13 protein-coding genes are annotated in these 12,570 nt (G+C 68.1%); 5 read left to right on the forward strand and 8 right to left on the reverse strand.

Annotated elements, in window-relative coordinates; all coding sequences use genetic code 11:
- Positions 1-2: 2 nt before the first annotated feature.
- The 4 genes from KAK07_RS13700 to KAK07_RS13715 are packed head-to-tail and all read right to left on the reverse strand — an operon-like array spanning position 3 to position 2,918.
- On the reverse strand, positions 3-536 hold the full coding sequence (locus KAK07_RS13700; RefSeq protein WP_210861374.1) for a pilus assembly protein PilP: 534 nt from the start codon (positions 534-536) through the stop codon (positions 3-5).
- Positions 533-1,231 carry a type IV pilus inner membrane component PilO gene (locus KAK07_RS13705; RefSeq protein ID WP_210854215.1) on the reverse strand — a complete coding sequence of 233 codons (699 nt, stop codon included), beginning with the start codon at positions 1,229-1,231 and terminating at the stop codon, positions 533-535. Before KAK07_RS13705 ends, KAK07_RS13700 begins: the two co-directional genes overlap by 4 nt.
- A complete protein-coding gene (locus KAK07_RS13710; protein WP_210854216.1) occupies positions 1,231-1,842 on the reverse strand; it encodes a PilN domain-containing protein in 612 nt (203 codons plus the stop codon). Before KAK07_RS13710 ends, KAK07_RS13705 begins: the two co-directional genes overlap by 1 nt.
- Complete coding sequence (locus KAK07_RS13715) at positions 1,839-2,918, reverse strand: pilus assembly protein PilM (RefSeq protein WP_375140980.1); 1,080 nt, start codon at positions 2,916-2,918, stop codon at positions 1,839-1,841. Before KAK07_RS13715 ends, KAK07_RS13710 begins: the two co-directional genes overlap by 4 nt.
- Before the next feature lie 251 nt (positions 2,919-3,169).
- On the opposite strand from KAK07_RS13715, the gene KAK07_RS13720 reads away from it, so the two are divergent.
- On the forward strand, positions 3,170-5,536 hold the full coding sequence (locus KAK07_RS13720; RefSeq protein ID WP_210861375.1) for a penicillin-binding protein 1A: 2,367 nt from the start codon (positions 3,170-3,172) through the stop codon (positions 5,534-5,536).
- Between the two features lie 35 nt (positions 5,537-5,571).
- Here the strand turns inward: KAK07_RS13720 and cyaY are convergent, their stop codons facing one another.
- A complete protein-coding gene (gene cyaY, locus KAK07_RS13725) occupies positions 5,572-5,928 on the reverse strand; it encodes an iron donor protein CyaY (RefSeq protein WP_210861377.1) in 357 nt (118 codons plus the stop codon).
- A 96-nt stretch (positions 5,929-6,024) separates the two neighbouring features.
- Between cyaY and lptM the strand changes: the two genes are divergently transcribed.
- Positions 6,025-6,159: an LPS translocon maturation chaperone LptM gene (gene lptM / locus KAK07_RS13730; protein ID WP_210854219.1), complete on the forward strand. Its 135-nt coding sequence runs from the start codon at positions 6,025-6,027 to the stop codon at positions 6,157-6,159.
- A gap of 83 nt (positions 6,160-6,242) precedes the next feature.
- On the opposite strand, the gene KAK07_RS13735 is transcribed toward lptM, so the two are convergent.
- Together KAK07_RS13735 and KAK07_RS13740 are read right to left on the reverse strand one after the other, a co-directional pair.
- Positions 6,243-7,196, reverse strand: coding sequence for a porin (locus KAK07_RS13735; RefSeq protein WP_210861380.1), 954 nt, complete (start codon positions 7,194-7,196; stop codon positions 6,243-6,245).
- A 238-nt stretch (positions 7,197-7,434) separates the two neighbouring features.
- Positions 7,435-7,857: an OsmC family protein gene (locus KAK07_RS13740; protein WP_210854221.1), complete on the reverse strand. Its 423-nt coding sequence runs from the start codon at positions 7,855-7,857 to the stop codon at positions 7,435-7,437.
- 316 nt (positions 7,858-8,173) lie between these two features.
- Between KAK07_RS13740 and ilvA the strand changes: the two genes are divergently transcribed.
- Both ilvA and KAK07_RS13750 read left to right on the forward strand, forming a co-directional pair.
- Positions 8,174-9,745: a threonine ammonia-lyase, biosynthetic gene (gene ilvA, locus KAK07_RS13745; protein WP_210854222.1), complete on the forward strand. Its 1,572-nt coding sequence runs from the start codon at positions 8,174-8,176 to the stop codon at positions 9,743-9,745.
- The gene (locus KAK07_RS13750; protein WP_210854223.1) at positions 9,742-10,137 is read left to right on the forward strand and encodes a carboxymuconolactone decarboxylase family protein; all 396 of its coding nucleotides are present in this window, start codon (positions 9,742-9,744) and stop codon (positions 10,135-10,137) included. Before ilvA ends, KAK07_RS13750 begins: the two co-directional genes overlap by 4 nt.
- 50 nt (positions 10,138-10,187) lie before the next feature.
- On the opposite strand, the gene ftsY is transcribed toward KAK07_RS13750, so the two are convergent.
- Entirely contained in the window at positions 10,188-11,225 is a 1,038-nt protein-coding gene (ftsY, locus tag KAK07_RS13755; protein WP_210854224.1) for a signal recognition particle-docking protein FtsY, read from the reverse strand.
- A gap of 88 nt (positions 11,226-11,313) precedes the next feature.
- Here ftsY and KAK07_RS13760 point away from each other — a divergent pair, with 88 nt between their 5' ends.
- Positions 11,314-12,345 (forward strand): zinc-binding dehydrogenase, encoded by a 1,032-nt coding sequence (locus KAK07_RS13760; protein WP_210861382.1) that lies wholly within the window; start codon positions 11,314-11,316, stop codon positions 12,343-12,345.
- Positions 12,346-12,570: the final 225 nt, after the last annotated feature.

Genomic DNA, 12,570 nt, shown 5'->3' on the forward strand with positions numbered 1-12,570 from the left:
GTTCATTGCGCCTTCTCCTGTAGCTGGAGGGTGCTGGTGCGCTCGATCCATTCACCCGCTGCGTCCTGCACGATCTCACGCAGCGTCACGTCTTTCTCGGTGATGCGGGTGATGCGGCCGAAGTTCTGGCCCATGTATTCGCCCGCCTTCACGTAATGCAGCAGGTTGTCGACCCGGATCAGCGCGAACGGCTTGCCGCCGCGGGTCACGCTGCCGACCATCGCCATGCTGTCCAGCGAAAAGGCTTCCAGAGGTTCCTTGCGACGGCGCATCTCGGAGGCCAGCACCGCGTTGGGTTGGCGGGTGATCTGCGAGGTGGCCGCCATCTTGCGCGGATTGAACGGCTCCAGCGCCTTGGCCGACAGGTAGGGCTGCGGCACGAACTTGGTGGGCGGCGTGATCGGCTCGACGCGCGGCCGGATCTCCTTGCGCTGCTGGTCCATCCAGGCGCTCAGTTCATTGTTGCCGTCGGAACAGGCCGACAGCAGCGCCAGCAGGCCGATGCCCAGCGGCAGGGCGGTCCAGCGCGGGCTCATGACGAGCCTCCCTTCCTCTGTTTGTCCGCGGCAGCGGCACGCTTGACCTCGGCCACCTCGGCAGCATCCAGGTAGCGGTAGGTGCGCGCGGTGGCTTCCATCACGAGGTTGCCGCTGGTGTCCTTGGTGACCGGCACCAGGCTCAGGTTGTGCAGTGTGACGATGCGCGACAGGTTGGCCACGTCGGCGGCGAAGGCGCCCACGTCGTGGTATCGGCCCATGACGCGCAGCGAGATCGGCAGCTCGGCGTAGTAGTCCTTGACCACCACCTGGCCCGGACGGAACAGCTCGAACTGCAGGCCGCGGCCAATGCCGGCCTGGTTGATGTCGGACAGCAGCGCATCCATCTCGGCCTTGCCGGGCAGCTGCTTCTCGAGCTGGGTCACGTACTCCTGGACCTGCTCCTTCTGCTTGCGCAACTCGGCCAGGTTCACGGCCTGACCCAGCTTGTTGCGGAATTCATCCTTGAGCTTGGGCTCGCGCTCGCGGGCGGCTTCCAGTTCGTCGGAAGCGCCGCTCAGCAAGGCCGGCCAGCCCAGCAGCACCACACCCAGAACGACCAGCAGCCAGACGGTGAGCTTGGGAATCAGCGGCCACTGGCCGGGCTGCTTGGGATCGAGCTCGCGGAACTGCCGGCTCAGCCCGTTCAGGCTGGCGGCGATGTCCACGCGCGAAACAGCTTGCTTGGTGGCCATCACTTGCCCTTCGCGGCGTCGGAGGCAGCGGCAGCACCGGGCTTGACCGGCGACTGCGGACGCTTGATCGTGACGCGCAGATTGAAGTCGAACAGCTTGCGCTGGTCACGGCCGATCAGCACATCCACGGCCTTGATCTCGACCAGTTCAGGGCGTTCCAGCCAGGTGGAGTTGTAGGCGGTGTTGCGCAGCAGTTCGGAGACGCGCTCATTGGTCAGGGACAGACCGTTGATGGCAACCGTGGTGCCGGTCTGACGCACCGCCGTCAGGTAAACGCCCTCGGGGGTCTGCTTGGCCAGTTCGTCGAGCAGGTAGACCGGCACGTTGCGGTCGGTCTGCAGGTTCTCGACGGCCTGCTGGCGGGCCTTCAGGGCGTCGATCTCGGCGCGCAGCGTGGCGATGTCCTTGATCTGCTCGTCGAGCTTGGCGATCTCGGACTGCAGGAAGGCATTGCGGTCCTGTTGGGCAGAGGTCATCTGCTGCAGCACGCCGTACCACAGGATGACGATGCCGACACCGATCAGCGCCGCCAGGCCCAATGCGGAATAGAACGCGCGCTTGCGCTCCTGCCGGCGGGCCTCGCGGTGAGGCAGCAGGTTGATCAGGATCACTGCACGAACCTCCGCATCGCCAGGCCGCAGGCCGTCAGGTAGGCCGGCGCCTCACGCCGCAGTCGCGACTCGCGCACCGACGGGCCCAGTTTCATGTTCTCGAAGGGATTGACGACGCGCGACGGGAAGCCGGTCACGTCCTTGACGCGCTCGCGCAGTCCGGGCATCGACGCCGTGCCACCGGCCAGCATCACCTGGTGCACCTTGTGGTGCGGCGTGCTGGTGAAGAAGTACTGCAGGGCGCGGCCGACTTCGTGGGCCAGGCTGTCGACGAAGGGGGTCAGCAGCGTGGGCTCGTAGTCCTCGGGCAGATCGCCGGAGATCTTCTTCTGCTCGGCTTCCTCGTAGGAGAAGCCGTACTGGCGAGAGATCAGCTGGGTCAGCTGCGAGCCGCCGAAGGACTGGTCACGGTCATAGAGCAGTTCGCCGTCGCGCAGCACCTTGAGGCTGGTGGTGTCGGCGCCGATCTCGAACAGGGCCACGAGTGCGTCCTTGCCGGTGTCAGGCATGCCGGCCAGCACCCGCTGCATGGCCATGCGCGAGGCGTGCGACTCGATGTCCAGCACCACCGGCGTCAGTCCGGCCGCCTCGGCCAGACCCTGGCGGTCCTGCACGCGGTCCTTGCGCGAGGCCGCAATCAGCACATCGACATCGCCAGGCGAGTTGGTGTTCGGGCCGATGACGCAGAAATCCAGGCTGACCTCGTCCAGCGAGAAGGGGATGTACTGGTGCGCTTCGGACTCGACCTGGATCTCCATCTCGTCCTCGCGCAGCCCGGCGGGCAGCACGATGCGCTTGGTGATCACGGCCGACTGCGGCATGGCCATCACGACCTGCCGCGTCTTGGTGCCACTGCGGTTGACGACACGGCGCACCGCGTCGGCGACCTCCTCGAACTTCTCGACCTGGCCGTCAACGATCCAGCCCTTCTCGAAGGGCTCGCTGGCAAGCCGCTCAAGAATGGGCTCTCCAGAGGCGGTCTGTCCCAATTCCACCAGCTTGACACTGGAGGTACTGATATCCAGGCCCACCATCGGAGGGTGCTTGCGGCCCAGCAGGCGATCAAGAAAACCCACGAAAAGAGGCTCCAGCGACCACAGCTTGCAGCCGCAAAGTTAACAAAGCACTTCAATCCTATCAGCAAGATTGTTGTGAAACCAAGGTTTTGCAGGCGCCACGGTGGGGGGGGCGTTGCGATTCGCGCAAAGCTTCGTCAAATGTTGGCGGCTCCTTACCTCTGGTTGCAGGGGCTGGCGGGGCGCCCGCTGCTCGCTGCGCGGGTTCGGCAGGGGGCGCTTCCTATAATCCCGCCGCCAACGGACACCCCATGAGCGAACCAGACAGTGCCACGCCCGCCGCCAGCCCGGGTTCCACCCGGACCCGCCTCCCGCTGATCGGCGCGCTGGGGCGCCTGCTGCTGCTGCTGCTGGCACTGGGGCTGGCCGGCCTGGCCTGTGGCGGCATTGCATTGGCGCTGGCCTACCGCAACCTGCCCGACCTCAGTGCACTGACCGATTACCGACCGAAGCTGCCGATGCGGGTGTTCTCGGCCGAAGGGACCTTGCTGGGCGAGTTCGGCGACGAACGCCGGCAGTTCGTGGCCTTTGGCGACATTCCGCGGGTGATGAAGGACGCGGTGCTGGCGATCGAGGACGCCCGCTTCTACGAGCACGGCGGCGTGGACTACCGCGGCGTGCTGCGCGCCGCCGTCGAGAACCTGCGCGATGCCCACAGCCAGGGCGCCTCGACCATCACCATGCAGGTGGCGCGCAACTTCTACCTGTCGACCGAGAAGACGCTGACCCGCAAGCTCTACGAGGTGCTGCTGGCGCTGGACATCGAGCGCCACATGAGCAAGGAGCAGATCCTCGAGGTCTACATGAACCAGATCTACCTGGGGCAGCGTGCCTACGGCTTTGCGGCCGCCAGCGAGATCTACTTCGGCAAGCCGCTGAAGGACCTGACCATCGCCGAGGCGGCGATGCTGGCCGGCCTGCCCAAGGCGCCGTCGGCCTACAACCCGATCGCCAATCCGCGTCGCGCCGCCACCCGCCAGCAGTACATCATCGACCGCATGCTGGAGAACGGCTTCATCAACGCCGAGCAGCATGCCCTGGCCAAGGCACAGGTGCTCAAGCTGCGCCGGCCCACCGACATGCCGGTGCACGCCGAGTACGTGGCCGAAACCGCACGCCAGCTGATCTACAGCCAGTACGGGCCCGACGCCTACACCCGTGGCCTGCACGTCTACACCACGATCCGCGCCGCCGACCAGGCCGTGGCCTACCGCGCGCTGCGCAAGGGCCTGATGGACTACGAGCGCCGCCAGGTCTACCGCGGCCCCGAAGCCTTCGTCGACCTGCCCGCCGACCCCAAGGCGGTGGACGCCCGGGTGGCCGAGGCGCTGAGCGATCGCCCCGACAACGACGAGCTGCGCGCCGCGGTGGTGCTCGAAGCCTCGCCGAAGAAGGTGGTTGCCGCGCTGCAGTCCGGCGACCTGGTCACGGTGACCGGCGACGGCCTGCGCCCGGTCACCTCGGGCCTGTCGTCCAAGGCCGAGCCCAAGGTGCAGATCCGGCGCGGCGCGGTGGTGCGCGTCATCAAGGGCGCCAAGGGCGACTGGACGATGACCCAGTTGCCCGAGGTTGAGGGCGCCTTCGTCTCGATGGACCCGCGCACCGGCGCGCTGGTGGCCCTGGTGGGCGGCTTCGACTGGGGCAAGAACAAGTTCAACCACGTCACCCAGGCCTGGCGTCAGCCGGGCTCGAGCTTCAAGCCCTTCATCTACTCGGCCGCGCTGGAAAAAGGCTTCACCCCCAGCACCATCGTCAACGACGGTCCGCTGTTCTTTGACGCCGGCAGCACCGGCAGCCAGCCCTGGGAGCCGAAGAACTACGACGGCACCTTCGATGGCCCGATCCCGCTGCGCCGCGCGCTGGCCAAGTCGAAGAACATGGTGTCGATCCGGGTGCTGCAGTCGATCGGCGTGGGCTACGCACGCGACTGGGTGACCCGCTTCGGCTTCGACCGCGAGCGCCACGAGCCCTACCTGACGATGGCGCTGGGCGCCGGCTCGGTGACGCCGCTGCAGATGGTCACCGCCTACGGCGTGTTCGCCAACGGCGGCCACCGGATGACGCCCCTGCTGGTGTCCAAGGTCACCGACGACCGCGGCAAGCTGCTGTTCCAGGCCCCGGCGCGCGAACTGACCGAGGCCTCGCGGGCCATTGATGCGCGCAACGCCTTCCTGATGAGCAGCCTGCTGCAGGAAGTCACCCGCTCCGGCACCGCCGCCCGTGCCCAGGCCACCCTCAAGCGCAGCGACATTTACGGCAAGACCGGCACCACGAACGACTCGATGGACGCCTGGTTCGCCGGCTACCACCCCACGCTGGCCGCCGTCGTCTGGATCGGCTATGACACGCCGCGCAAGCTGGGCGACCGCGAGACCGGCGGCGGCCTGTCGCTGCCGGTGTGGATCGAGTACATGGCCACGGCCCTGCAGGGCGTGGCGGTGGCCGAGATGCAGCCGCCGGCCGGCATCGTCAACATCGGCAACGAGTGGTACTTCGAGGAGTTCGGTCCGGGCGCCGGCGTCGGCACGCTGCGCACCGAGGATGAGGACCAGCGCGTCGTGCCCCAGGCGCCCAGCGACGACGAGCGCCGCAGCATCCTGGACCTGTTCAAACGCTGACCGCCTGGGCCGCGCGCCGCGCGGCGCCTGTCGATTCAGTGGGCGGCGTAGCTCAGCGCCTGCCCGGCCTGCGCACTGGATTCCTGCGACAGCCGCTGCAGGAATTCCACGCCGTCACGCGTGTCGCGCCAGACCTGGCCATCCCAGCGGAAGTGGTAGCCACCGCCGCGCGCCGCCATCCACACCTCGTGCAGCGGCGGCTGGGTGTTGAGGATGATCTTGCTGCCATTGGGGAAGGACAGTTCGAGCAAGCCACCGCTGCGGTGGGTGTCGATGTCGATCACATCCTCGTCGAGCCAGGCGTCCACCTGGCTTTCCACCAGGGACAGCAGGGCATGGGTCAGACGGCGGTAATCGGCGTCGTTGAGCAGGGAATCGGCGGGGGCGGACATCTCGATAAGATCGCGGTCATGACTGCAATTGCTTCGAGTGTAGAGCCTTCGATTCCCCTTCGTGCGGCGCGGTGGCGTGACGCCTCGCGGTGGTGCATGGCCGCCCTGCTGGCCGCGCTGGCCCTGCTGGCGGGTTGCGGCCAACGCGGGCCGCTGCAGCGGGTCGAGGCCCGCCCGGCGGCGGCGACGGCCACGCCGGCCTCGCCCGGGGCCAGCACGCCCAGCCGCTGACGCCAGGACCCCATGAAAAAGGCCACCCGAAGGTGGCCTGGTCTTCTGTGCAGCGGGCCTGCCGGAGCAGGCCTGCAGCATGATCAGAAGTTGTGCTGGATACCGAAGTCGTAGCCGGTCTTCGGGCCGACCGGTTCGCCACCGCCAACCTTGCCGTAGTCAGCGAACACCTTGGTGCGCTTGGACAGGTTGTAGTGGTAGCCGATACCGACCTTCTTCAGCTTGCCAGCGACGGCGTCGTTGTCGCTCACAGCGTAGCCCAGCTTGAAGTCGCCAGCGCCGAACGGCACGTTGGCGCCCAGCAGGTAGCCCTTGACGTCCACGCCAGCGACGTTGGTGCCGCGCGAGTAGCCAGCCGACAGGGTGGCGAAGCCGAAGTTGTAGCGGCCGCCCAGCGACAGGTGCTTGTCATCGGCATCGCCGCCGTTTTCGTAGGCCAGGCCGACGAACAGCGGGCCACCAGCGTAGTTGGTAGCCAGGGCGAACGGACGCTTGGCGCGGCCACCGTTGACGGCACCGGCGTCAGCAACCTGGGCAGCGATGTTGAAGCCCGAAGCGCTGAAGTGGTACTCGATCTGCGAGTCGTAGCGGACCTTGCCGGCGCCGGCAGGGCCGGTGGAGCCGCTGATCATGCCGATGTTGCGCAGGGCGCCCTGGGTGTCGCCACCGAACGGGTCGATCTGGTTCTGCACCATCAGGAAGCCGACGACGTAGTCGCGGCCCAGACGGATGTGGCCCCAGTCGCCCATCAGGCCGACGGTGCTGTAGCCGTTCCAGAACTTGGCAGCGGCGCTGTCGCCGGTGGCCGGGTTGAAGCGGTGCTCGATGCCGAACGTGGCCTTCAGGCCGCCGCCCATGTCTTCAACACCGCGGAAGCCCAGGCGGCTGCCAGCGACGTCCAGCAGGGTCTTGTCGGTGGTGCCGATGGCCTTGCCAGCTTCAACGTTCAGCTTGCCGTAGATGGTGACCGACGATTGGGCCGAGGCGGCACCGGCGAAAGCGCCGAGCACGGCCAGAGCGAGCAGAGATTTTTTCATTTCAACTATCTCCTAGGTTGAACAAGAGGTCCCGATCGGGAGAGAACCCGGATCACCTGGCAGGTGGGGCTGATCAGGCCAACCTCCTCATCGGAAGTTGCCGATATTGCACCAGAGGGAGCTCCGGACTGCCAAGCTTTGGCAGGTAAATAGAAAAACCCTGTTGTCTGGCAACAACGTGAAACGAAGCGCCTACCACGGAATGCTCGTCCCAAGGCATCCCCAGGCGCGGGCGGTTTCAGGCCGCGCGCACCTCAACCGTGGTGGTGATGGTCGCCGTGCGGCCCAGCATGGCGGTGGCCGAGCAGTACTTTTCATGCGACAGCGCCACCGCGCGCTCCACCGCCGGCAGCGGCAGATCGCGGCCGCTGACGATGAAGTGCAGGTTCAGCGCGGTGAAGACCTTGGGATCGGTCGTGGCCCGCTCGGCCTGCAGCTTGACCTCGCAGCCGGTCACGGCGTGGCGGCCGCGCTGCAGGATCAGCACGACGTCGTAGGCGGTGCAGCCGCCAGCGCCCACCAGCAGCGTCTCCATCGGCCGCGGCGCCAGGTTGCGGCCGCCGCCCTCCGGCGCGCCGTCCATCGCCAGCGTGTGGCCGCTGCCGGTCTCGGCCAGCATCACCATGCCCGCATCGGCCACCCAACGCACCGTGCATTCCATCGACTTCTCCTGTGTTGGCGTTCGACGCACCACCCCCGGGCGCGCGAAGCGTGAATTATGCGGGGCTAGTGGACCCCCTCTAGACAGGGATATTGCAGTGCACCATGACTACCGCTAGACTGCGGTCATGGCATCCGGAAACGTTTTCCGATGCACCGGTTGTCTCCTCCACCTCCTCCATTGGTGGATTGGCCCGGAGCCTCACGGCTCCGGGCTTTTTTCTTGGGGCCCCCGGTATCATGACGCGCTGCAGCAGCGACGTCGGGCCTCCCGGCCGGGGTCGTGCGCCCACCCACCCCCCACAGGAGAGACGCCCATGGCCGGCGCCCCCCGCCAGCCGCGTGCGCGCACGCGAGCGGCCACCCCGCAACGCCCCGCCCCCGCCGACTACCTGCGCCGCATCCTGACGGCCAAGGTCTATGACGTGGCGATCGAGTCCCCGCTGGAGCCGGCCCGTGCGCTGAGCCGGCGCACCGGCAACCACGTGCTGCTCAAGCGCGAGGACCTGCAGCCGGTGTTCAGCTTCAAGCTGCGCGGCGCGTACAACAAGATGGCCCACCTGACGCCCGAGCAACTGCAGCGCGGCGTCATCTGTGCCTCGGCCGGCAACCACGCCCAGGGCGTGGCGCTGGGCGCGCGCAAGCTGGGCTGCCGCGCGGTGATCGTGATGCCGGTGACCACACCCAAGGTCAAGGTCGATGCCGTCGGTGCGCTCGGCGGCGAGGTGGTGCTGCACGGCGAGAGCTACTCCGACGCCTACGGCCACGCGGTCGAGCTGGAGAAGGCCCAGGGCCTGACCTTCGTCCACCCCTTCGACGACCCCGACGTGATCGCCGGCCAGGGCACGATCGCGATGGAGATCCTGCGCCAGCACCAGGGCCCGATCGAGGCGGTGTTCGTGGCGATTGGCGGCGGCGGTCTGATCTCGGGCGTGGCCTCGTACATCAAGGCGGTGCGCCCGGAGATCAAGGTGATCGGCGTGCAGACGGTGGACTCCGACGCCATGATCCGCTCGGTCCAGGCCGGCAAGCGCGTGCAGCTGGCCGATGTGGGTCTGTTCGCCGACGGCACCGCGGTGAAGCTGGTGGGCGAGGAGACCTTCCGCCTGGCGCGCGAACTGGTGGACGACTACGTGCGCGTCACCACCGACGAGCTCTGCGCCGCGATGAAGGACATCTTCCAGGACACCCGCAACGTGGTCGAGCCCTCGGGCGCGCTGGGCGTGGCCGGCATGAAGCAGTACGTGCACAAGCACCAGCTCAAGGGCAAGACCTTCGTGGCGGTGAACTGCGGCGCCAACATGAACTTCGACCGCCTGCGCTTCGTCGCCGAGCGGGCCGAGTTCGGCGAGCAACGCGAAGCCCTGTTCGCCGTCACCATCCCCGAGGAGCGCGGCAGCTTCCGACGCTTCTGCGAGCTGGTGGGCACGCGCAGCGTGACCGAGTTCAACTACCGCATCTCCGACGCCCGTGTGGCCCACGTCTTCGTGGGCGTCAGCATCAGCAAGCGCGACGAGGCCGACAAGATCGAGCGCAACTTCGTCAAGCACGGCTTTGCCACCGTCAACCTCACCGACGACGAACTGGCCAAGGAGCATGTGCGCCACATGGTGGGCGGCCGCAGCGAGCTGGCACGCGACGAGCGCCTGTACCGCTTCGAGTTCCCCGAGCGGCCGGGGGCGCTGATGCGCTTCCTGTCGGCCATGCACCCCGACTGGAACATCAGCCTGTTCCACTACCGCAACCAGGGCGCCGATTACGGCCGCATCCTGGTGGGCATGCAGGTGCCCAAGGCCGACAAGAAGGCCTTCAAGGACTTCCTCGCGACGCTGGCCTACCCTTGTGTCGACGAGACCGACAACCCGGTCTACCAGCTGTTCCTGAAATGAACGACGAGCTCTTTGCCAAGGGTCTGGCCACGCGCCGCGAGGTGCTGGGCGCCGACTACGTGGACAACGCCATCCGCAACGCCGACCCGTTCAGCCTGCCGCTGCAGGAATTTGTCACCCAGGTCGCCTGGGGCGACATCTGGAACCGCCCCGGCCTGCCGCGGCGCGACCGCAGCCTGCTGGTGCTGGCGATGCTGGTGGCGCTGAACCGCCCGCATGAGCTGAAGCTGCACCTGCGGGGCGCACTGAACAACGGCGTCACGCGAGAGGAGATCCGCGAGGCCTTCCTGCAATCGGCCGTCTACTGCGGCGCGCCAGCGGCGATGGACGCATTCCGCACCGCGCGCGAGGTGTTCGCCGCGATCGACGCGGAAGGCCCTACGGCTGCCTGATCAAGCGGCCTTTGGGAAGTGGCGAAGCCGCGCAGCGGCAAGCCTGGGGGTCAACCGATCACGGCTTGCGCGAACTCGCGCGCGTCGAAGGTCTGCAGGTCCTCGAGCTTCTCGCCCACGCCAATGAAGTAGACCGGGATCGGCCGCTCGCGCGCGATGGCGGCCAGCACGCCGCCCTTGGCGGTGCCATCCAGCTTGGTGACGATCAGGCCGGTCAGGCCCAGCGCGTCGTCGAAGGCCTTGACCTGGGCCAGCGCGTTCTGGCCGGTGTTGCCGTCGACGACCAGCAGCACCTCGTGCGGCGCGGTCTCGTCGGCCTTGGCGATCACGCGCTTGATCTTCTTCAGCTCCTCCATCAGGTGCAACTGCGTGGGCAGACGGCCGGCGGTGTCGGCGATCACCACGTCGGCGCCGCGCGCCTTGCCGGCGGTCACCGCATCAAAGCTGACCGCAGCCGGGTCGCCGCCCTCCTGGCTGATGATCTCGACCTGGTTGCGGCCGGCCCAGACCTGCAGCTGTTCGCGCGCTGCGGCGCGGAAGGTGTCGGCGGCGGCCAGCAGCACCTTGGCGTCATGCTCGGCCAGGTGACGGGTGAGCTTGCCGATGCTGGTGGTCTTGCCGGCGCCGTTGACGCCCACCACCATCACCACCGTCGGGTGGTGTCGGCCGACCTCCAGCGAGCGCTGCAGCGGCCGCAGCAGGTCGGTCACCGCGTCGGCCAGCAGGCCCTTCACGGCGGAGGGCTCGGTGGCCTTGGCGTCCTTGACGCGGCGCTTGAGGTCCTCGAGCAGGAACTCGGTGGCCTTGACGCCAGCGTCGGCCATCAGCAGCGCGGCTTCGAGCTCCTCGTAGAGCGCGTCGTCGATCTTCGTGCCGGTGAAGACCTGGGCGATGCTGCTGCCGGTGCGCGCCAGGCCCTGTCGCAGCCGGCCCAGCCAGCCGGTGCGGGCTTCGGGCTTGGGCGTGGTCTCGACGACCGCGGGCAGGGCGGTCTCGACCGCCGGTTCGGGCGCCGCCACGGCAGGTGCGGACACAGGCGCCTCGGGCGGTGCGGGCGGCGGCGACTTCTTGCGAAAGAAACTGAACATCCCCCGATTGTCGCCCGGCCCGCGGGCAAGCCCCTGTCGACCGGCTGACACGCGCGACGGGACAATCCACGCCAGGAGGAGCAACGACGTGAGGGCAGCATTCATCACCGGTCACGGTGGCAACGAGGTGGTGCAGGTGGGCGAGCGTCCGTTGCCCGCCGTGGGCGAGGGCGAGGTGCGCGTGCGGCTGCAGGCCGCCACGCTGAACCGCGTGGACCTGTACATGCGTGACAGCGGCGCCGGCATCACGCACAGCCTGCCGCAGATCATGGGCCTGGACGGCGCAGGCACGGTCGATGCCGTCGGCCCCGGCGTGCGTCATTGGGGCGCAGGGCAACGCGTGATCGTGCATCCGGGCGTGGCCTGTGGCCAGTGCGCCCACTGCCTGCGCGGTGACGATGTGCTGTGCGCCGGCATCCGCTACCTGGGCGAGCACCGCGACGGCACGCTGGCCGAGTACGTCAGCCTGCCGGCGCGCAATCTGTTCGCCTGGCCCGCGCACCTGGATGCGTCCGAGGCCGCTGCGCTGGGCGTGAACCACCTCACCGCCTGGCGCATGCTGTTCACGCGCGCCCGCCTGCAGCCCTGGGAGACCGTGCTGGTCTTCGGCATTGGCGGCGGCGTGTCGCTGGCCGGGCTGCAACTGGCCAAGGGCATCGGCGCGCGGGTGATCGCCACCTCGCGCGATGCCGCCAAGCTCGAGCGCGCCCGAGCCCTGGGCGCCGACGAGGTGATCGACTCGTCACGCCAGGACGTGGCCAAGGAGGTGGCCCGCCTGACCCAGGGCCACGGCGTGGACGTGGTGTTCGAGAACGTGGGCGCCGCGGTCTGGTCCTCGGCCCTGAAATCACTGGCCCGCGGCGGTCGGCTGGTGACCTGCGGCGCCACCACCGGCGATCAGCCCGGGGCCGATCTGCGCCGCATGTTCATCCGTCAACTGCAGGTGCTGGGCTCGACGCTGGGCACGCTGAGCGAGATGCGCGACCTGGTCAGCTGGGTCGAACGCCACGGCCTGCGCCCCGTGATCGACTCGCGCTTCACGCTGGACCAGGTGCACGCTGGGCTGGATCGCCTGGAGAGTGGCCAGCAGTTTGGCAAGGTGGCGGTGGAGATCGGCTGAGCGGAGGACGAGAAGGACCGCTTCCTGCCCACAGCGGCCGTAGGCCGCTGTGGGCCAACGCGCTACGCCAACCGTGCCGCCAAGGGCTGGGCAGGCAGGCAGAGCCGGCCATCAGAGGGCGCCGAGGAGCGCAGGACTGCAGGGCAAATCTCTCTGACTTGGCCCACACTGTCTGAGCGCAGCGAACCGCAGGTGAGCGTAGCGAGTTTGGGGGCCGCCCTGCAG

The sequence above is a fragment of the Ideonella alba genome, from assembly GCF_018069875.1.
Classification (GTDB): Bacteria; Pseudomonadota; Gammaproteobacteria; order Burkholderiales; family Burkholderiaceae_C; genus Ideonella; species Ideonella alba.

What these genes read in the sequence shown, in the direction of transcription:
- KAK07_RS13700 (WP_210861374.1), bottom strand. Translation starts at nt 536, where the DNA reads ATGAGCCCGCGCTGGACCGCCCTGCCGCTGGGCATCGGCCTGCTGGCG.
- KAK07_RS13705 (WP_210854215.1), bottom strand. Translation starts at nt 1,231, where the DNA reads ATGGCCACCAAGCAAGCTGTTTCGCGCGTGGACATCGCCGCCAGCCTG.
- KAK07_RS13720 (WP_210861375.1), top strand. Translation starts at nt 3,170, where the DNA reads ATGAGCGAACCAGACAGTGCCACGCCCGCCGCCAGCCCGGGTTCCACC.
- cyaY (WP_210861377.1), bottom strand. Translation starts at nt 5,928, where the DNA reads ATGTCCGCCCCCGCCGATTCCCTGCTCAACGACGCCGATTACCGCCGT.
- lptM (WP_210854219.1), top strand. Translation starts at nt 6,025, where the DNA reads ATGGCCGCCCTGCTGGCCGCGCTGGCCCTGCTGGCGGGTTGCGGCCAA.
- KAK07_RS13735 (WP_210861380.1), bottom strand. Translation starts at nt 7,196, where the DNA reads ATGAAAAAATCTCTGCTCGCTCTGGCCGTGCTCGGCGCTTTCGCCGGT.
- KAK07_RS13740 (WP_210854221.1), bottom strand. Translation starts at nt 7,857, where the DNA reads ATGGAATGCACGGTGCGTTGGGTGGCCGATGCGGGCATGGTGATGCTG.
- ilvA (WP_210854222.1), top strand. Translation starts at nt 8,174, where the DNA reads ATGGCCGGCGCCCCCCGCCAGCCGCGTGCGCGCACGCGAGCGGCCACC.
- KAK07_RS13750 (WP_210854223.1), top strand. Translation starts at nt 9,742, where the DNA reads ATGAACGACGAGCTCTTTGCCAAGGGTCTGGCCACGCGCCGCGAGGTG.
- ftsY (WP_210854224.1), bottom strand. Translation starts at nt 11,225, where the DNA reads ATGTTCAGTTTCTTTCGCAAGAAGTCGCCGCCGCCCGCACCGCCCGAG.